Origin of the sequence: Kocuria sp. CCUG 69068 (genome assembly GCF_020833785.1) — a bacterium.
GTDB classification, from domain to species: Bacteria; Actinomycetota; Actinomycetes; order Actinomycetales; family Micrococcaceae; genus Kocuria; species Kocuria rosea.
Window position 1 is genome coordinate 1 of the sequence record NZ_PDDL01000074.1, and the last position, 17,907, is coordinate 17,907.

Genomic DNA, 17,907 nt, shown 5'->3' on the forward strand with positions numbered 1-17,907 from the left:
GCAGCTGCCGCGCCGACGGCTGGCTGCGCGAGACGCCCAGACCGGTGGCGCTCAGCAGCGGTGCGCCGTCCGCCCCGGAGCCGGCGGCCCGGGTTCCGGCGGGACCCCCGGCGGAACCGGCACCGGAGCCTGCACCGGGACCCGCGGCGGGGCGAGCGGGCGCACGCGTGGCAGGCACCCGGCCGGGCACCCACACCCCCGCGCCGCTGAGCTCGTCGGCCGCGGCGCCGAGCACCCGGCCCGGCGCGCCGTCGTGGGTGATGCTCCCGTCCCGGCCGAGCACGACGACGCGGTCCACGACCTCGGCCCACACGGCGACACGGTGCTCCACGACCACGAGCGTGGCGCCGCTGCGGTCGAGGCAGGACACCACCGCGTCGCGGACCTGCCGCACGCCGGCGGGGTCCAAATTGGCGGTCGGCTCGTCGAGCAGCAGCAGCCCGGGGCTCATGGCCACGGCGCCCGCGAGCGCCAGACGCTGCTTCTGCCCGCCGGACAGGGCCGCGGTGGAGTGGTCGAGGGGGAGGTCCAGCCCCACGTCCTCGAGCGCCGCGCGCACCCGCGGCCAGATCTGCTCCCGGGGCACCGCGAGGTTCTCGAGGCCGAAGGCGGTGTCGTCCCCGATCCGGGACAGCACCACCTGGGACTCGGGGTCCTGCTGCACGAGACCGGCGCGGCCGCGCGCCTGCTCCGGCGGCATGCCGTCGAGCAGCAGCTCGCCGGAGGCGGACTGCCCGTCGTCGTCGTGGAGGACTCCCGCCAGGGCGTGCAGGAGGGTGGACTTGCCCGCCCCGCTGGGTCCCAGCAGGAGCACGCGCTCCCCCGGCTCCACCACGAGGTCGAGGCCGCGCAGCGCCGCCGCGTCCCGCCCGGGGTGGTGCCAGCCGAAGCCGCGGGCCTCGACCCGCGCCCCGCGGCCGGCGGGCACCACGGGGCCCTGGGTCGTGAAAGCCGTCATCGCCGCACGGCCCGCCCCGACGCGAGGCCCTGCAGCACGCCGGTGGCCGCGAGGGCCCGCACCACGGCCTGCATCAGCAGGCCCGCGAGCACCGCCCCGGAGACGGCCGCCAGGACCACGTAGACCACCTGGTGGCTCAGCGCCCACTCGTAGTTGTAGACGATGTTCTCGTGGACGCCGAGGAAGATCCCGCTCACGGCGCCCGCCACGGCCGCCTCGAGGGCGTCGAACCGGCGGTACCGGAAGGCGGCGAAGGCCAGTTCCGCGCCGATGCCCTGGACGAGACCGGAGAGCACGACCAGCAGGCCGAAGTGGGTGCCCAGGAAGCTCTCGATCACGGCGGCGAGCAGCTCGCAGAACAGCGCGGCGCCGGGCTTGCGGATGATCAGCCCGCCGAGCACGCCGGCCACGAGCCAGCCGCCGGCGATCAGCCCCACGGCGGGCGGGTAGGCGACCGCGGCCGTGCCGACCACGGGGTAGAGCAGGTTCGACCACGCCCAGAAGACGACCGCGCACACGGCGGCGAGGACGGCGGCCACGACGATGTCGACGACGCGCCAGGACGACGCGCGGGACGTGCCGGGGCGGCGGGCGGGGCGGTGGGTGGTGGTGTTCACGGTGGATTCCTCCTGGGCTCAGCGAGCCGTCGGTGCCAGGAGGGGACGGGGTTCCGCGGGCCGCGCCGGTGGCGCGTTCCCGGGGAAGCACCCCTGAGATGCTCGACTCCCTTCGCCGGTGCTAACCGGAGCAGGTTCGAGGGTCTGCGGCGATCCGCACTCTCAGCGCCGCGCCGGTCTCACCGGCGGGGCGCTCCCCTGTCGTTCAGTGGCACCGAGTCTACCCCTCCCCCGCCCGCCCCGTGCACTGCCGGCGCACGGCCGGTGAACGACGCAGGGGCCCGTCCGGCCGGACACCGGTGCGGTGTCCGGCCGGACGGGCCCCTGAGCGAGGTGCTCGCCGGGCCTCAGACCTCGGCCTGGCTCGAGGCCTTGGGGTTCGTCCGCGGCCTGTTCTCCATCTTCGCGATCTGGCGGGAGATGCCGACCTTGATGACGGTGCCCACGAGACCGGTGACGAGCGACCAGATGATGATGCCCGTCCAGGCCTCGTCCGGGTCCGGGTTCTTGGCGGGGGGCGGGTCGCCGGTGATGCGCGTCCACGCCGCGCCGAGCACCTTGTGCGAGAGCGCCACGCCGCCGAGCGAGAGGCCGGTGCCCACGAGTTCGAGGACCTTGGTGTTCATGGAGTGCTGCTCCTTGTCGTCCGAGGGGGACGCGGGTGCGCCCTGTCGATCCTGCCCAGCCTAACGCGTCCCCGGCGATCCGTCAGTCTGCTGTCCGTCCGCCCGCCGGCCGTCCGGGCTCGGCACCGGCGGTCCCGCGGCGACGCCCTCCGCGGAGCCCTCCGCCCCGCCCTCCGCGGCGCGGTTGAGGACCTTCTGCAGGTCGTCCTGGGTCAGCGTGGTCCGGTTCAGGTGCTTGGTGCGGTACGTCGAGCGTCCCACCATGTGCGCCGAGACGGGCACGGTGAGCAGCTGGAAGATCCAGCCGAGGGCGATGAGCGGGATCATGACGGGTTCGCGGTTCTCGAGGGCGACTGCCGTGAGCATGAGGAGCAGCCCGAAGACCTGGGGCTTGGTGCCGGCGTGCATGCGCGTCAGGAGGTCCGGGAAGCGGACCAGGCCGATCCCTGCGGCGAGGGACATGAGCGCGCCGACCACGAGGCACACGGCCGCGGCGGCGTCCAGGACGGTGTCCAGCACGGCGCTCACCGCCCGTGCTCGGCGGTCTGGGTGGCGAAGCGCGCCACCGTCACGGAGCCGATGAACCCGACCAGCGAGACGATCACCATGAGGATCAGGTTGTTGAGGTGGCCGTGGTAGGCCATGTCCACGGCGAGGGCGGCCGCGACGATGGCCAGCAGCACGTCCGTGGCCACCACGCGGTCCAGCAGGGAGGGGCCCTTGGCGAGGCGGTAGAGGGTGCCCGCGGCGGCCGCGCTGAGCAGCACGGCCGCGACGGCCACGGCGATCTGCATCACGGGTGGTCCTCCTCGTGGGTGTCGGTGGGGGTGGATCCCGGGGCGTCCGCCGGGGACCCGGTGGGCACCTCGTCCCGGCGGCGGCCCACGATCTGCAGGCTCGCGGTGATCGGCGAGCTGAGCGCGGCGCTGTCCGGCCGGTCCGTGCCGGAGGCCCGTCCGCCGCCCCGCTCGGCCCGCAGGGCGGCGAGCTCCTCCGGGGTGCCCATGATCCGGATCCAGGCCGCCTCCACCCGGAGGGCGGACCGGCGGAAGTCCTCGGCCTCCTGAGCGCTGCGGACGTTGAGCGCGTGGAAGTACAGCGTGCCGGAGGCCCGGTCCACCTCCACCACGAGCGAGCCCGGGATCAGGGTCATGGTGTGGCCGGTGGCCGTCAGGAGCAGGTCGGAGCGCGTGCGCAGCTGGACGCCGACCACGGCGTTGCGCGCGCGCGGGCCCACGAGGATCGCAATGAGCATCACCTCGAAGCTCGCCTTGGCGACCTGCCACACGAACGTCACGGCGAAGAGGGCGAACTGGAACGGGTTGAACCGGCCGGACAGCTGGACGGGCGGCAGGTAGAGCACCCAGGTGACGAGCAGGGCCAGGACCAGTCCGACCAGCAGGTTGCCGGGGCCGAAGTCGCCCCAGAGGGCGCCCCACACCACCACGAGCCACACCAGCAGCGGCAGCTCGACGAGCAGGGAATTCTTGGGGCGGGTCACGGGGCCTCCTCCACGACGGGCCGCGGCGCGGACGCGGGGTCCAGCACGGCCTCGACGTAGCGCTCGGGGCGGACGAGGTTCTCCGCGGCGTTGTCCGCGAGCTGGAACAGCGGCCCGGCGAACACGGTCAGGGCCACCCCCGCGGCGACGAGGGCCGAGGCCCCGCCCAGCATCGAGGGGGACATCAGGCGCACGTCGCCCTTGCCCGCGAAGCGGCCCGCCTGGTCGTCGACGGCGCCCGAGGTCAGCAGGAACCGGGAGCCGGCCGGCACCGGGGCCAGCAGGATGGGGTCCGGGTACTCCGCGTCCTCCGGGGCGCGCAGGAACACGCGGTTCCACACCCGGATCAGGGCGAGCAGGGTCAGGAGGGACACCGCCACGGAGCCGGCGACGAGGGCGTAGGCCAGCCCGTCGCCCTGGTCCACGCCGGCCTGCAGCAGACCGGTCTTGCCCAGGAAGCCGGAGAACGGCGGGATCCCGCCGAGATTGAGCGCGGGCACGAGGTAGAGCAGCGCGAGCAGCGGCGAGATCTTGGCCATCCCGGCCAGCCGGTCCACGTTGGTGGACCCCCCGCGGCGCTCGATCAGCCCGGCCACGAGGAACAGGCTCGTCTGGATCACGATGTGGTGGGCCACGTAGTAGACCGTGGCGGAGAGCGCCTCCTGGGTGCCCACGGCCACCCCGAAGATCATGTACCCGATGTGGCTGATCAGGGTGAAGGACAGCATGCGCTTGATGTCGATCTGCGCGAGCGCGCCCAGGATGCCGACCACCATGGTGAGCAGCGCGACCCACATCAGGAGGTCGTCGAGCCGCTCCCCGGGGAAGAGCACGGTCTCGGTGCGGATGATCGAGTACACGCCCACCTTGGTCAGCAGGCCGGCGAACACGGCGGTCACGGGCGCGGAGGCGGTCGGGTAGGAGTCCGGGAGCCAGAAGGACAGCGGGAAGACCGCGGCCTTGATGCCGAACGCGATGAGCAGCATCAGGTGCAGCTGCATCTGCGTCCCCACCGGCAGGCCCTCGAGCTTGACCGAGAGATCGGCCATGTTGATGGTGCCCGTGGCCGCGTAGATCATCGCGATGGTGATCAGGAACAGCACGGAGGAGATCACCGAGACCACCACGTAGGTCACGCCGGTGCGGATCCGCTGCACGGTCCCGCCCATCGTCATGAGCACGTAGGACGCGGTCAGCAGGATCTCGAACCCCACGTAGAGGTTGAACAGGTCCCCGGCGAGGAAGGCGTTGGAGACCCCCGCCACGAGGATCAGGAAGGAGGGGTGGAAGATCGAGATCGGCCCCTCCTCGTCGCCGTCGGCCACGCCCTGCCCGCTCGCGTAGACGAGCACGGCGAGGGAGACGACCGTGGAGACCACGAGCATCAGGGACGAGAGCTGGTCCACGACCATGACGATGCCCCAGGGCGCCTCCCAGCCGCCGAGGTGGACGGCCTGCGGGCCGAGGTTCCACGTGGTCCCGAGGATGAGCGCCTCGACCGCGAGGGTGAGCACGAGCGAGCCGATGGCCACGGTCCGCTGGAGGGCGTTGCGCCGCAGGAGCAGGAGGCTCAGGGCCGCCCCGAGGAACGGGATGATGACGGCCAGGGGGGCCAGCTGGGCGAAGTCGACGGTCACCGCCTCCCTCCCCACTCGTCGACGCCGCGCACACCCGGGGTCTCCAGGGACTCACCGGGGTCCTGGGGCCGCGGGGCGTCGTCGAACTCCGTGGTGTCGGCGGGGACGTCGGCGTCGTCCTCCATGTCGTAGGAGGACTGCCGCGCCACGCGCCGGTCCTCGACGTCGTCCTGGATCTCGTCCCGGCGCCCGAGGACCCAGGACCGGTAGATCATGCCCAGCAGGAACGCGGTGACGGCGAGGGAGATCACGATGGCGGTGAGGATGAGGGCCTGGGGCAGCGGGTCGCTGTAGTCCTCCGCGGCGATCGACCCCTCGTACAGGGGCGCGGAGCCGGCGGCCCCGCCGGCGTGCAGGATCAGCAGGTTCGTGCCGTTGGTCAGCAGCATCAGCCCGAGCAGCACGCGGGTGAGCGAGCGCTCGAGCAGCAGGTACACGCCCACGGCGTAGAGCACGCCCATCACGACCAGCAGGGTCAGGTTCACGGTCATCGGTGCTCGTTCCCTCCGTCGGTGCGGATCCGGGCGATCGCGGTCGGCGATGTCGCGGAGGCCGCCGCGGTCGCTCCCGCGGGGGCGCCGGCGGACACCTTCCGCTGCCGCGTGACGCGGATGCGCGTGCCGCGTCCAGGGGTGCGCCGCCGCCGGCGGACCGCGTCCTCCTCGATCCGCTGGTCGATCCGGCCGCCGAGCGAGCGCAGGATGTCCAGGATGAGCCCCACCACGATGAGATAGACCGCGATGTCGAAGATCAGGGCGGTCACGAACTTCTCCGCCCCGAAGAGTGGCAGCTCGGCCTCGAAGGTGTAGCTCTGCATCACCGACCCGCCGAAGAACACCGGGGTGACGGCGTAGAGCGCGGCGAGCGCCAGGCCCGTCCCGAGCATCGTGCCCGCGTTGATCGGCGTGGCCAGCTCCAGCTCGTAGCGCCCGCCCGCGAGGTAGCGCACGGTCAGGGCGAGGCCGGCCATGAGACCGCCCGCGAACCCTCCGCCGGGGTCGTTGTGCCCGGCGATCAGCAGGTAGAGGGAGACCATCATGAACGTGTGGAACAGCAGCCGGGTGACGACCTCGAAGACGATCGAGCGCCGCTCGGGGGCCATCGTCCGCCCGGCGAGCAGGTAGGGGTCCTCGAGGTCGTCGTCGCGGCGAGCCAGCCCCACCTCCAGGGGCTCGCCGCCGGGCGAGACGGCCGCGGCGTTGCGCCGCCGGATCACCCGCAGCTGGTCGGTGGTGGGATCGTCCCCGGAGCGGACGATGCGGTCCCCTCGTCCCGTGACGAAGATCAGGGAGGCCACGCCGGTGGCGGCGAGCACGAGCACCGAGATCTCCCCGAACGTGTCCCACGCACGGATGTCCACGAGGATCACGTTGACGACGTTCTGTCCGTCACCGAGCTCGTAGGCCATCCGGGGCAGCTCCAGGGAGATCGGGTCGGCCGTGCGGGAGGAGATGCTGAACGCCGCGAGCGCCATCATGAACAGCCCGAAGGTCACCGCGATGGTGCCGCGCAGCAGCCGGCGCCCGGCCGGGTTGCGGTGCCACAGGGGCGCGGGCAGCGAGCGCAGGGCGAGCACGAACGCCACGAGCAGCACGGTCTCGACGAGCGTCTGCGTCAGGGCGAGGTCCGGCGCGCCCTGCAGGGCGAAGATGAGGGCCAGCCCGTAGCCGGTGACCGACACGAGCAGCACCGCGAGGAAGCGCTTGCGGGCCAGGGGCACCAGCAGGGCCGCGACGACCATGGCCGCGCCGGCGATCAGCTGGCCCGGGCCGTCGGAGACCCGCAGTGCCCCCAGGGGCGGGGTCTCCTCCGCGATCAGCGCCACCAGCGGCACGACGATGGCCGTGATCAGGATGACGGAGAGGTAGAACATCAGCGAACCGCGCTGGGTGCGGCCGGTGATCCACACGGCGGCGAGGTCCAGCACGTTGACGACCCGCCGGTAGACGAGCTCGCCCGGGGGCAGGGACGGCAGGGCCCGCTGGAGGTCCGCGACCTGGCGCCGGAGGAGATGGAGCACGATCCCGCCCGCGACGATGAGGGCGGAGAACCCGAGGGCCGGGGTGAACCCGTGCCACAGGGCCAGGTAGAAGTCGTGCTCCACGGCCGGGAACTCGTCGACGTAGGGCTGCAGCATCGCGTCGACCGGCTGGGGCCACAGGCCGAACACCACGGTGAGGACGGAGAGCACGAGCGGCGCGGCGAGGAACGCGGGCTCCACCCGCTGCATGTCGCTGACCACGGCCCTGCCGCCGACCCCGGCGTCGAGCTCGGAGAACTCGGCGGACTTGTGGGCGAACCCGCCCCACACGAACCGGGCGCTGTAGGCGAAGGTCAGCACGGAGCCGACCACGAGCCCTGCGAGCACCACGATCCCCGCCGAGCCCTCGACGTTGTGGGCGAACGCGGTCAGCACGGACTCCTTGGCCACGAAGCCGGCCAGCGGGGGCAGCCCGGCCATGGACGCCGCGGCCACGAGCGAGACGGCGAACAGGACGGGCACGCGGCCGGCGAGCCCCGACAGGCGGCGGATGTCCCGGGTGCCCGCCCGGTGGTCGATGATCCCGACCACGAGGAACAGCGTGGCCTTGAACAGCCCGTGCGCGAGGAGCATGGCCATGCCCGCCTGCGCCGTGTCCGCCGAGCCGCGGCCCACGATCACCATGAGGAAGCCGAGCTGGCTGACGGTGCCGTAGGCGAGGATCAGCTTCAGGTCGTACTGCTTCAGGGCCGCCCAGCCGCCGAAGAGCATGGTGCCCAGCCCCAGCACCGCGATGGTCGGCTGCCACAGCGCCGTCTCGGCGAAGCCCGGGGCGAAGCGGGCCACCAGGTAGATGCCGGCCTTGACCATCGCGGCGGCGTGCAGGTACGCGGACACCGGGGTGGGCGCGGCCATCGCGGCCGGCAGCCAGAAGTGCAGCGGGATCAGCGCGGACTTCGTCACGGCGCCGACGAGGAGCAGGAGGACCGCCACGTCCACCACGGTCCCGCGCTGCGCCAGCTCGGGGGCCGCCGCGAGCACCTCGGAGATCCGGTAGGTGCCCGCGGCCTGGCCCAGCATCACGATGCCGACCAGCATGGCCAGGCCGCCGGCGGTGGTGAGCACGAGGGCCTGCAGCGCCGCGCGTCGGGCGGACAGGCGGGTCCGGCTGTAGCTGATGAGCAGGAACGACAGGACGGTGGTGATCTCCCAGAAGACGAACAGCACCAGCATGTCGTCGGCGGTCACCAGGCCGAACATGGCGCCCGCGAAGGCGAGCAGCTGCGCGCCGAAGCCGCCGATGCCGCTCGCGCCGGACTTGAAGTAGCGGGCGCAGTAGAACAGCACCAGGGAGCCCACGCCGAGCACGAGCAGGGACATCGTCCACGAGAGGGCGTCCATGCGCAGCACCAGGTCCAGGCGCAGGGACGGGATCCACTCCCCGCCCTCGGTCCAGCCGCCCTCCGGGCCGTAGACCCGCGGGCCGGAGCCCAGCAGCCACAGGAAGCCGGCGAACGGGACCGCCGCCAGGAGGTAGAAGGCGCTGCGTCCCATCCGTGCGAACAGCAGGGGCGCGACCGCGGCCACCACTGCGTGGAGCAGGAGCACAGCGGTCATCAGGCGCCTCCGGAGGTCGGGGAAGAGATCGGCGGGCGGGCGTCGAGGGGCCCGGACGCGGGCACGGAGGACCTGTGCGAGCACGGGGTGGCCGGGGCGCACCCGGGTGTTCCACCCTATCAAAGGGGTGTTGCCGCCCCCGCTCGCATGTCCTGACAGATCCTGTACGTTCCCGGACGGTTTCCTGGGCGGAACCCGGATTGCCGGGCGGTCCTCCGGCGAGGCCGCCCTCCGCGACGGGCACCGCGGGCCTAGCATGACTGCCATGGACGCCACGCCCCCCGGCCCTCCCGCCCCCGCCCCCTCCCTCCCGGCGACGGCGTTCGTGCCGCGCCGCTCGCACGTGTGGGCCTGGAGCCTGTGGGACGCCGGATCCGCCGCCTTCAACGCCGTGATGACCACGTTCGTGTTCACCGTCTATCTCACGAGCGAGCCCTTCGGCGGGGAGGACCACGCCTCGGAGGTGCTGGGCTACGGGATCGGGGCCGCCGGCGTGGTGGTGGCCCTGCTGGCCCCCGTGGTGGGCCAGCGCAGCGACGGCGCGGGGCGGCGCAAGCTGTGGCTCGGGATCAACACGATGCTCACGGCACTGCTCACGGCCCTGTGCTTCCTGGTCCTCCCCGACCAGCCGTACCTCTACCTCGGGGTGGGCCTGCTGGCGCTGGCCAACGTCTTCGACGAGTTCGCGGTGGTCAACTACAACGCGATGCTGCCGGGGATCGCGGGCCGCGAGCACATCGGGCGGGTGAGCGGCCAGGGCTGGGCCATGGGCTACTTCGGCGGGATCGTCGCCCTGACGATCGTGCTGTTCGGGTTCATCACCCCGGGCCTGCTCGGCATCCCCGAGGAGGACGCCCTCAACGTGCGGGCCGTGGCCCTGTTCTCGGGGCTGTGGATCGCCCTGTTCTCGATCCCCGTCCTGCTGGTGGTGCCCGAGATCCGCCCCACCCGCCGGGGACCGCGCCCGTCCGTGGCCCGCTCCTACCGCCAGCTGTGGCAGACCCTGCGGGAGCTGTACCGGGACGCCCCGCAGACGCTGTGGTTCCTGCTCTCCTCCGCCGTGTTCCGGGACGGGCTCAACGCGGTGTTCACCTTCGGCGGCGTCATCGCGGCCGGCACGTTCGGCTTCACCCTGAGCGAGGTCATCGTCTTCGCGATCGTCGGCAACGTGGCGGCCGGGGCGGGCGCCCTCGTGGGCGGGCGGCTCGACGACCGGGTGGGGCCCAAGCGCGTCATCGTGGCGTCGCTCGTCGGCATCCTGCTGGCCGGGACCCCGTTGCTGTTCCTCGAGGGCACGGCGGCGTTCTGGGTCTGCGGGCTGCTGCTGTGCCTGTTCGTGGGCCCCGCGCAGTCCGCCTCCCGCACGTTCCTCGGCCGGCTCACGCGGACCGGCGAGGAGGGCGCCCTGTTCGGCCTCTACGCCACCACGGGCCGGGCCGTGAGCTTCCTGGCGCCCACCCTGTTCGCGGTGTTCGTCTCCGTGCTCGGTGCGCAGCGCTGGGGGATCCTCGGGATCCTCCTGGTGATCGGCGCCGGCCTGCTCCTGCTGCTGCGCGCGCGCGACCCGAAGACCGCGGCGGCCCCCCACCACGGCGTCGCCGCTTCGTGAGCCCACCGGTTCGTGGGCCCGCCGGTTCGTGGGCCCGCCGGTTCACGGGCCGCGGGGCGCCGGCACACCGCCGGCCACGGCCGGGCCGTGCGGGCTCAGATGCGGGTGCGGGAGAACCCGAGGTGGCTGCGCGAGGCCGTGGGTCCGCGCTGCCCCTGGTACCGGTTGCCGTAGGCGCCCGACCCGTACGGGTGCTCCGTGGGCGAGGACAGCCGGAAGAAGCACAGCTGGCCCACCTTGGAGCCCGGCCACAGCTTGATCGGCAGCGTGGCCATGTTGGACAGCTCGAGCGTGACGTGCCCCGAGAAGCCCGGGTCGATGAACCCCGCCGTGGAGTGGGTCAGCAGGCCCAGGCGCCCCAGCGAGGACTTCCCCTCGAGACGGGCGGCGATGTCGTCCGGGAGGGTCACCTTCTCGTAGGTGGAGCCGAGCACGAACTCCCCCGGGTGCAGCACGAAGGCCTCCTCGGGGTCGACCTCCACGAGCCGGGTGAGCTCCGGCTGCTCCACGGACGGGTCGATGTGCGCGTACTTGTGGTTGTCGAAGAGCCGGAACCAGCGGTCCAGCCGCACGTCGATGCTGGCGGGCTGGATCAGGGCGGGATCGTAGGGCTCGAGGACGACCCGGCCGCCGTCGAGCTCCCGGCGGATGTCGCGGTCAGAGATCAGCACGGTCCCCAAGGTATCGCACGGCCGGGCCCCGGACCGCGCTGCGCCGCCGCCCCGTGCCCACCCCCGTCCCGGCGGGTGGTGTAGAGTGTGTGCTGTCCTCGTCCGGTGCTCGCGCCGGACGGACCACGGATGCGCGGCTGTAGCTCAATGGTAGAGCGCACGCTTCCCAAGCCTGATACGCGGGTTCGATTCCCGTCAGCCGCTCTCGCACCGAACGCCCCGAGCCCACCCGGCCGGGGCGTTCGTCGTCTCCCGGGACCGCGCGGTAGGATGTCCCCGCGCCCCGTTCCCCGCATCCGCACCGGGGCGACCGCCCGGGCCCTGCGCCCGTCACCCGCACCCCGCTCACGAGGAGCACATCTCCCGTCATGCTGCGCACCATGTTCAAGGCCAAGATCCACCGTGCCGTCGTGACCCAGGCCGACCTCCACTACGTCGGCTCGGTCACCGTCGACCAGGACCTCCTCGACGCCGCCGACATCCTCCCCGGCGAGCTCGTCTCCATCGTGGACGTCACCAACGGCGCGCGGCTGGAGACCTACACGATCGCCGGCGAGCGCGGCTCCGGCGTCGTCGGGATCAACGGGGCGGCCGCCCACCTCGTGCACCCCGGGGACCTCGTCATCCTCATCAGCTACGCGCAGATGGACGACGCCGAGGCCCGCGCCCACGTGCCGTCCGTGGTCCACGTGGACGCGGACAACCGGATCGTCGACCTCGGGTCGGACCCCGCCGAGGCACTGCTCGACGGCGTCGCCCGCCCGCCCCACTCCCGGACGCTGAGCGCCGCCCGCGCCGACCTGCCCGCCGCGTGACCCGCCCCGGCCCGACCGCGGACGGGCCGGTGATGGGATAGAACTGTAGGGGCCCGCGGACGCGGACCCGCAGCAGCGCGAGGGAGGGTCCCGTGACCGGAGTGTTCTCGGGGTTCTTCATCGTCTGGGCCGTCATCCTGACCGGCTACGCCGTGGGCCGGCGGGGCGTGCTGGGCCCCCAGGGGCAGCTCGTGCTGAGCAAGTTCGCCTTCTACGTGGCCAGCCCGCCGCTGCTGTTCCTCACCATCTCCGAGGCGGACATCGCCCGGATCCTCTCCGCGCCCCTGCTGGTGGCCGCCGTGTCCGCCGTGGCCACGACCCTCGTCTACGCCGGGATCGCCCGGTGGGTGCTGCGCCGGGACGCGGCCACCACCGTGATGGGCGCCCAGGCCGCCTCCCAGGTGAACTCGGCCAACCTCGGCATCCCGATCGCCGTCTTCGTGCTCGGGGACGCGTCCCAGGTGGTCCCCGTCATCCTGTTCCAGCTGGCGCTCAACACCCCCGTCTACCTGACCGTCATGGACACCCTCACCGACGGCCGCCGTCCCAGCCTCGGCAGCGTCCTGGGCAACGTGGTCACCAACCCGATGATCGTGGGCTCCGGGCTGGGGATCCTCTTCGCCGTCACCGGGTGGCGGCTGCCGGAGGTGGTGCACGAGCCCGTGGAGCTGGTGGCGGGGGCCTCCATCCCGGCGATGCTGATGGCCTTCGGCATCTCCCTGGTGGGCGCCTCTCCGCTGCGGCGGGGTGCCGGGCCGCGCCGGGACGTGGTGCTGGCCAGCACGCTCAAGCTGCTGCTCCACCCGGCGCTGGCGTTCCTGTTCGCCCGGTTCGTGCTGGGCCTGGACGGCCACCTCCTCTACGCCGTGGTGGTGATGGCGGCGCTGCCGACCGCCCAGAACATCTACGTGGCGGCCGTGCGCTACGGCCGGGCGGAGCAGCTGTGCCGGGACACCGTGCTCGTCACCACGGTGGTCGCCATGCTGACCATGGCGGTCGTGGCCCTGCTGCTCTCCTGAGCCGCCCCGCCGCGCCCCAGAACCTCCCGGCGCGGGGCCGCACCCGGTGCCGTTCAAGGCGGGAACAGCCGGGCGCACCGGGACACGCCCGGACCCACGGCGGCACACCGATGCAAACCGTCAGGTTACTGGTATGTGAGGTAGCGCACTCATAGACTGAAGGCTCCGTGCAGGGGTGGTCGACCGGCAGCACCCGCCGCCGACCGTCCCGCCGACCGGGTCCCACAGGATCCCCTCGACGCCCCTCGCGGACCGCCACATCGCCGAAGGGGAGGAACGACCGTTGACCACCACCTCACACCCCCACAGAGCACCGGGCAGGCGGCGGCTCAGCGCCGCCGCGGCCCTCGGTGCCGTGGGTGCCCTGCTCATGACGGGGTGCGGTGACGCCGACGCCGGCGCCACCCCCACCCTGACCTGGTACATCAACCCCGACGCCGGCGGTCAGGCGGAGCTCGCGCAGCAGTGCTCCGAGGAGTCCGGAGGCCGGTACAACATCGAGACCTCGCTGCTCCCGCGCGACGCCGCGTCGCAGCGCGAGCAGCTCGCCCGGCGCCTGGCCGCCGGGGACAGCTCGATGGACATCATGAGCCTGGACCCGCCCTTCATCCCCGAACTGGCCGAGCCGGGCTTCCTGTCCCCCGTGCCGGGGGACGTGGAGGAGGCCACGACCCAGGACGTCCTGGCGGGGCCCCTCGAGGGCGCGAAGTGGAAGGACGAGCTGGTCTCGGTGCCGTTCTGGGCCAACACCCAGCTGCTGTGGTACCGGGAGTCCGTGGCGGAGGCCGCCGGTCTGAACATGGACGAGCCGGTGACCTGGGACCAGATCATGGACGCCGCGCGGGAGCAGGACAAGTACCTCGGGGTGCAGGGCACGTCGGCCGAGTCGATGACCGTGTGGGTGAACGCCCTCGTGGCGTCCGCGGGAGGCTCGATCGTGGAGAACCCGGAGGCCCCCTCCGACGAGATCTCGATCGGCCTGGACTCCGACGCCGGCCGGAAGGCGGCCGAGATCGTCGGGACCATCGGCCAGGACGGGCTCGGCGGCCCCGGCCTGCCGACCGCCGACGAGAACGCCTCGATGATCCAGTTCCAGTCCGACGACGGCTCCTTCATGGTCAACTGGCCCTTCATCTACGCGGCGACCGCCGCCGCCGTGGAGGGCGGGACGGTCGACCAGTCCGTGTACGAGGACATCGGCTGGGCCCTGTGGCCGCGGGTGGACCCGGACGAGCCCTCCGCTCCTCCGCTGGGCGGGATCAACATCGGCGTGGGCGCCACGTCCGAGCACCAGGAGCTGGCGTGGGAGGCGGTCGAGTGCATCGTCCAGCCCGAGAACCAGGCCTACTACTTCGTGAGCAACGGCAACCCGGCGGCGTCCGAGGCCGCCTACGAGGACCCGGAGGTCCGGGAGGCCTACCCGATGTACGCCACGATCCGCGAGTCCCTGGACAACGCGGCCCCGCGCCCGCAGACGCCGTTCTACAACGAGGTCTCCACCGCCATCCAGCAAGAGTGGACCCCGCCGGCGTCCGTCACCGAGGACACGCCCCGGCTCACCGCCGAGTTCATCGAGTCCGTCCTGAGAGGAGAGCGGCTGCTATGAGCACCGTCGTCAACCCCAACGCCCCCGGCACCGGGCCCCGGGAGGTCTCCCCGGCCCCCGTGACCGGCCGCCGCAGCGCGAAGCCGCTGATGTCCGACCGGGCCCGGTCGGAGCGCAAGCTCGGCTGGATGCTCGCCGGTCCGGCGTTCATCGTGATGCTGCTGGTCACGATGTACCCGATCCTGCAGGCGCTGTGGGACTCCTTCTTCTCGTTCCGGCTCACCGCCCCCGGGGAGAAGGAGTTCGTCTTCCTCGGCAACTACGCCACGGTCCTCACCGACGGGGTGTTCTGGCGGGACCTGTGGATCACGGTGCTCATCACGATCGTCACCGTGGTCGTGGAGCTCGTCCTCGGCTTCGCCCTGGCGCTCGTGATGAACAACGCGATCCGCAGCACCAAGGGGCTGCTGCGCACCGCGATCCTGGTCCCCTACGGCATCATCACCGTGGTCTCCGCGTTCGCCTGGTTCTACGCGTTCGACATCACGACCGGCTACATCAACAACTGGTTCTCCTGGGTCCCGGGCATCGGCCCGGACTTCAACTGGTTCGCGTCCCAGTGGCCGGCCCTGTTCGTGATCATGGCCTCCGAGATCTGGAAGACCACGCCGTTCATCTCGCTCCTGCTGCTCGCCGGCCTGGCCCAGGTGCCGAGCGAGTACACCGAGGCGGCGCGGGTCGACGGCGCCACGTGGTGGCAGCGGATGTCCCGGGTGGTCCTGCCCAACATGAAGGCCGCGATCATGGTGGCCGTGGTGTTCCGCGCCCTGGACGCGTTCCGCATCTTCGACAACATCTTCATCATGACCCAGGGGCAGTACGGCACGGAGACCCTGTCCCTGCTCGCCTACCGCACCTCCATCGGCCGACTGGAGATCGGGCTCGGCTCGGCGATCTCCGTGATCCTGTTCGTCTGCGTGCTGCTGATCGCCTTCGTCGCCATCAAGGTGTTCAAGGTCGACCTCGCCGGCGCCGGGAAGGGAAGGTAACCCATGACCACCAAGCAGAAGGTCGGATGGGGCGTCGTCACGGTCCTGGTCCTCATTTACGCCCTGTTCCCCGTCGCCTCGATCCTCATGACGTCCTTCAAGACGCCCGCGGACCTGACCTCCGGGAAGTTCCTGCCCACGCAGTGGGTCGGGGAGAACTACTCCTCGATCTTCGTGGGGCAGGCGCGCGAACTGTTCGTGCCCTCCCTGATCAACTCGATCGGCATCTGTCTGATCGCCACGGCCGTGGCCGTGGTGCTCGCCACGCTCTGCGCCTACGCGATCGCCCGGCTGGACTTCCCGGGCAAGAAGATGATCCTGACGGTCGCCCTGGCGGTGTCCATGTTCCCCGTGGTCTCGATCGTGACCCCGCTGTTCAACCTGTGGCGCCAGATCGGGCTGTACGACACCTGGCCCGGCCTGATCATCCCCTACCTCTCGCTCACCCTGCCGATCTCCATCTGGACGCTGACCGCGTTCTTCCAGCAGATCCCGTGGGACCTCGAGCGGGCGGCCCAGGTGGACGGCGCCACCACGTGGCAGGCGTTCCGCAAGGTCATCGTGCCGCTGGCCCTGCCCGGCGTCTTCACCACGGCGATCATCGCGTTCTTCATCGCGTGGAACGACTTCGTCTACGGCATCGGCCTCACCTCCACCGAGGCGGCCCGGCCCGTCCCGGCGGCGCTCGCGTTCTTCACCGGCGCCTCGCAGTTCGAGGACCCGGCGGGCGCGATCTCCGCGGCGGCCATCGTCGTCACCATCCCGGTGGTGCTGCTGGTGCTGCTGTTCCAGCGCCAGATCGTCTCCGGCCTCACCCAGGGCGCGGTCAAGGGCTGAGCCCGCGCCACCTCCCGCATCTTCCGAACCGAACGAAGGACTGAGTCCCAGATGGCATCCATCACCCTCAACCACCTCGTCAAGAAGTACGGCGACGGCTTCCCGGCCGTCAACGACGTGTCGATCGACATCGCCGACGGCGAGTTCCTCATCCTCGTGGGGCCCTCCGGCTGCGGCAAGTCCACGCTGCTGCGGATGATCGTGGGCCTCGAGGACATCACCTCCGGGGACCTCCTGATCAACGGCCAGCGGGTCAACGAGAAGGAGCCCCGCGAGCGCAACCTGTCCATGGTGTTCCAGAACTACGCGCTCTACCCGCACCTGACCGTGTACGAGAACATCGCGTTCCCGCTGCGGCTGTCCAAGGGCAAGTTCTCCGACGAGGAGATCGACCGCAAGGTGCGCACGGCGTCCTCGACCCTGGACCTCGACGACCACCTCGAGCGCAAGCCGGCCAACCTCTCCGGCGGTCAGCGCCAGCGCGTGGCGATGGGCCGGGCGATCGTGCGGGACGCCGACGCGTTCCTGTTCGACGAGCCCCTGTCCAACCTGGACGCGAAGCTGCGCGGCCAGATGCGCACCGAGATCGCCCAGCTCCAGCGCCGGATGGGCATCACCTCGGTCTACGTGACCCACGACCAGACGGAGGCCATGACCCTCGGCGACCGCGTGGCGGTGCTCAAGAAGGGCATCCTGCAGCAGATCGCCTCGCCCCGTGAGCTCTACGAGCAGCCGGCGAACCTGTTCGTGGCGGGGTTCATCGGCTCCCCGTCGATGAACTTCCTCCCGGCGCACGTGAAGGGCAGCGTGTTCGACACCCCGCTGGGCGAGATCCCGGTCCCCGAGAAGGCCGCCGGGAAGCTGCCCGCGGACGGGTCGATCGTGCTGCTCGGCCTGCGCCCCGAGCACTTCAACGACGCCAAGTTCGTGGACGAGGCGATCGCCTCCCGCGGCACCGTCTTCGACACCGAGTTCACCCACACCGAGTGGATGGGCAACGAGCAGTACGGCTACATCAACTACCGGCAGGACGACTCGGTCAAGGCGAAGCTCGACGAGCTGGCGCAGGAGCTGGACGGGGACGAGATGCACCCGCAGATCGTCGTCTCCCTCGACGCCACCTCCCGCATCCGCGGGGGGACGAAGGGCAGGATCTGGGTCGACACCCGCCGGATGCACGTCTTCGACCCCGAGACCGGCGCGAACCTGACCCGGGACGAGGAGGCCGGCGCCGAGCTGACCCGCGAGGCCGTCGAGGAGCGCAAGGCCGAGATCGAGCGGGCCCGCCAGGAGCTGGCCGCCGCCGGCCGTGACCCTCCTCACCCGCCCGGGGTGCCACCTCTGCGAGGCCGCCCGGGAGTCCGTGGACCGGGTCGCCTCCGCGCTGGGGCTGGAGTGGGAGGACGTCGACGTCGACACCGACC

16 protein-coding genes, 1 tRNA gene, 2 pseudogenes and 1 riboswitch are annotated in these 17,907 nt (G+C 71.8%); of the genes and pseudogenes, 9 read left to right on the forward strand and 10 right to left on the reverse strand.

The genetic code is table 11. The features are described 5' to 3' along the window. The 9 genes from CRM73_RS13395 to CRM73_RS13435 form a co-directional block, all read right to left on the reverse strand. On the reverse strand, positions 1-958 hold a 958-nt coding region (locus tag CRM73_RS13395; RefSeq protein WP_229588065.1), incomplete at its 3' end, for an ABC transporter ATP-binding protein. Next, complete coding sequence (locus tag CRM73_RS13400; protein ID WP_229588067.1) at positions 955-1,575, reverse strand: ECF transporter S component; 621 nt, start codon at positions 1,573-1,575, stop codon at positions 955-957. The genes CRM73_RS13395 and CRM73_RS13400, both read right to left, overlap by 4 nt. 90 nt (positions 1,576-1,665) lie before the next feature. Further along, a riboswitch (TPP riboswitch) is annotated at positions 1,666-1,785 on the reverse strand. Positions 1,786-1,922: 137 nt separating this feature from the next. Then, positions 1,923-2,201, reverse strand: coding sequence for a DUF4235 domain-containing protein (locus CRM73_RS13405; RefSeq protein ID WP_017832614.1), 279 nt, complete (start codon positions 2,199-2,201; stop codon positions 1,923-1,925). 60 nt (positions 2,202-2,261) lie between these two features. Further along, positions 2,262-2,729, reverse strand: a complete 468-nt coding sequence (gene mnhG, locus CRM73_RS13410; protein ID WP_017832615.1) for a monovalent cation/H(+) antiporter subunit G — start codon at positions 2,727-2,729, stop codon at positions 2,262-2,264. Next, positions 2,726-2,995, reverse strand: coding sequence for a monovalent cation/H+ antiporter complex subunit F (locus tag CRM73_RS13415; RefSeq protein WP_172604427.1), 270 nt, complete (start codon positions 2,993-2,995; stop codon positions 2,726-2,728). Before CRM73_RS13415 ends, mnhG begins: the two co-directional genes overlap by 4 nt. After that, positions 2,995-3,702: a Na+/H+ antiporter subunit E gene (locus tag CRM73_RS13420; RefSeq protein WP_035928246.1), complete on the reverse strand. Its 708-nt coding sequence runs from the start codon at positions 3,700-3,702 to the stop codon at positions 2,995-2,997. Before CRM73_RS13420 ends, CRM73_RS13415 begins: the two co-directional genes overlap by 1 nt. Beyond that, on the reverse strand, positions 3,699-5,339 hold the full coding sequence (locus CRM73_RS13425; RefSeq protein WP_035928242.1) for a Na+/H+ antiporter subunit D: 1,641 nt from the start codon (positions 5,337-5,339) through the stop codon (positions 3,699-3,701). Before CRM73_RS13425 ends, CRM73_RS13420 begins: the two co-directional genes overlap by 4 nt. Beyond that, complete coding sequence (locus CRM73_RS13430; RefSeq protein WP_017832622.1) at positions 5,336-5,830, reverse strand: Na(+)/H(+) antiporter subunit C; 495 nt, start codon at positions 5,828-5,830, stop codon at positions 5,336-5,338. The genes CRM73_RS13425 and CRM73_RS13430 overlap by 4 nt, the downstream gene beginning before the upstream one ends. Then, positions 5,827-8,937 (reverse strand): Na+/H+ antiporter subunit A, encoded by a 3,111-nt coding sequence (locus CRM73_RS13435; protein ID WP_109221684.1) that lies wholly within the window; start codon positions 8,935-8,937, stop codon positions 5,827-5,829. The genes CRM73_RS13430 and CRM73_RS13435 overlap by 4 nt, the downstream gene beginning before the upstream one ends. A 265-nt stretch (positions 8,938-9,202) precedes the next feature. Here CRM73_RS13435 and CRM73_RS13440 point away from each other — a divergent pair, with 265 nt between their 5' ends. Further along, a complete protein-coding gene (locus tag CRM73_RS13440; protein WP_229588069.1) occupies positions 9,203-10,546 on the forward strand; it encodes an MFS transporter in 1,344 nt (447 codons plus the stop codon). A 95-nt stretch (positions 10,547-10,641) separates the two neighbouring features. On the opposite strand, the gene dcd is transcribed toward CRM73_RS13440, so the two are convergent. Further along, positions 10,642-11,217 (reverse strand): dCTP deaminase, encoded by a 576-nt coding sequence (gene dcd, locus CRM73_RS13445; protein WP_017832625.1) that lies wholly within the window; start codon positions 11,215-11,217, stop codon positions 10,642-10,644. Positions 11,218-11,350: 133 nt separating this feature from the next. On the opposite strand from dcd, the gene CRM73_RS13450 reads away from it, so the two are divergent. The 8 genes and pseudogenes from CRM73_RS13450 to CRM73_RS13485 all read left to right on the forward strand — a co-directional run. After that, positions 11,351-11,421: transfer RNA gene (locus CRM73_RS13450), tRNA-Gly, on the forward strand. Positions 11,422-11,585: 164 nt separating this feature from the next. Beyond that, positions 11,586-12,032, forward strand: a complete 447-nt coding sequence (panD, locus tag CRM73_RS13455; RefSeq protein WP_017832626.1) for an aspartate 1-decarboxylase — start codon at positions 11,586-11,588, stop codon at positions 12,030-12,032. A gap of 92 nt (positions 12,033-12,124) precedes the next feature. After that, the gene (locus tag CRM73_RS13460) at positions 12,125-13,051 is read left to right on the forward strand and encodes an AEC family transporter (RefSeq protein ID WP_109268223.1); all 927 of its coding nucleotides are present in this window, start codon (positions 12,125-12,127) and stop codon (positions 13,049-13,051) included. Positions 13,052-13,334: 283 nt separating this feature from the next. After that, positions 13,335-14,657: an extracellular solute-binding protein gene (locus CRM73_RS13465; protein ID WP_229588071.1), complete on the forward strand. Its 1,323-nt coding sequence runs from the start codon at positions 13,335-13,337 to the stop codon at positions 14,655-14,657. Next, on the forward strand, positions 14,654-15,646 hold the full coding sequence (locus tag CRM73_RS13470; RefSeq protein WP_095650365.1) for a carbohydrate ABC transporter permease: 993 nt from the start codon (positions 14,654-14,656) through the stop codon (positions 15,644-15,646). Before CRM73_RS13465 ends, CRM73_RS13470 begins: the two co-directional genes overlap by 4 nt. A 3-nt stretch (positions 15,647-15,649) precedes the next feature. Next, positions 15,650-16,483, forward strand: coding sequence for a carbohydrate ABC transporter permease (locus CRM73_RS13475; RefSeq protein ID WP_017832630.1), 834 nt, complete (start codon positions 15,650-15,652; stop codon positions 16,481-16,483). A gap of 51 nt (positions 16,484-16,534) precedes the next feature. Beyond that, positions 16,535-17,789: pseudogene (locus CRM73_RS13480) on the forward strand (ABC transporter ATP-binding protein); the annotation flags it as partial. A gap of 57 nt (positions 17,790-17,846) precedes the next feature. Further along, positions 17,847-17,907, forward strand: a pseudogene (locus CRM73_RS13485) (glutaredoxin family protein); the annotation flags it as partial.

Excerpts from the sequence above, each read along its gene's own strand:
- CRM73_RS13405 (WP_017832614.1), bottom strand. The coding sequence starts at position 2,201 with ATGAACACCAAGGTCCTCGAACTCGTGGGCACCGGCCTCTCGCTCGGC.
- CRM73_RS13415 (WP_172604427.1), bottom strand. The coding sequence starts at position 2,995 with ATGCAGATCGCCGTGGCCGTCGCGGCCGTGCTGCTCAGCGCGGCCGCC.
- CRM73_RS13430 (WP_017832622.1), bottom strand. The coding sequence starts at position 5,830 with ATGACCGTGAACCTGACCCTGCTGGTCGTGATGGGCGTGCTCTACGCC.
- CRM73_RS13435 (WP_109221684.1), bottom strand. The coding sequence starts at position 8,937 with ATGACCGCTGTGCTCCTGCTCCACGCAGTGGTGGCCGCGGTCGCGCCC.
- CRM73_RS13440 (WP_229588069.1), top strand. The coding sequence starts at position 9,203 with ATGGACGCCACGCCCCCCGGCCCTCCCGCCCCCGCCCCCTCCCTCCCG.
- panD (WP_017832626.1), top strand. The coding sequence starts at position 11,586 with ATGCTGCGCACCATGTTCAAGGCCAAGATCCACCGTGCCGTCGTGACC.
- CRM73_RS13470 (WP_095650365.1), top strand. The coding sequence starts at position 14,654 with ATGAGCACCGTCGTCAACCCCAACGCCCCCGGCACCGGGCCCCGGGAG.
- CRM73_RS13475 (WP_017832630.1), top strand. The coding sequence starts at position 15,650 with ATGACCACCAAGCAGAAGGTCGGATGGGGCGTCGTCACGGTCCTGGTC.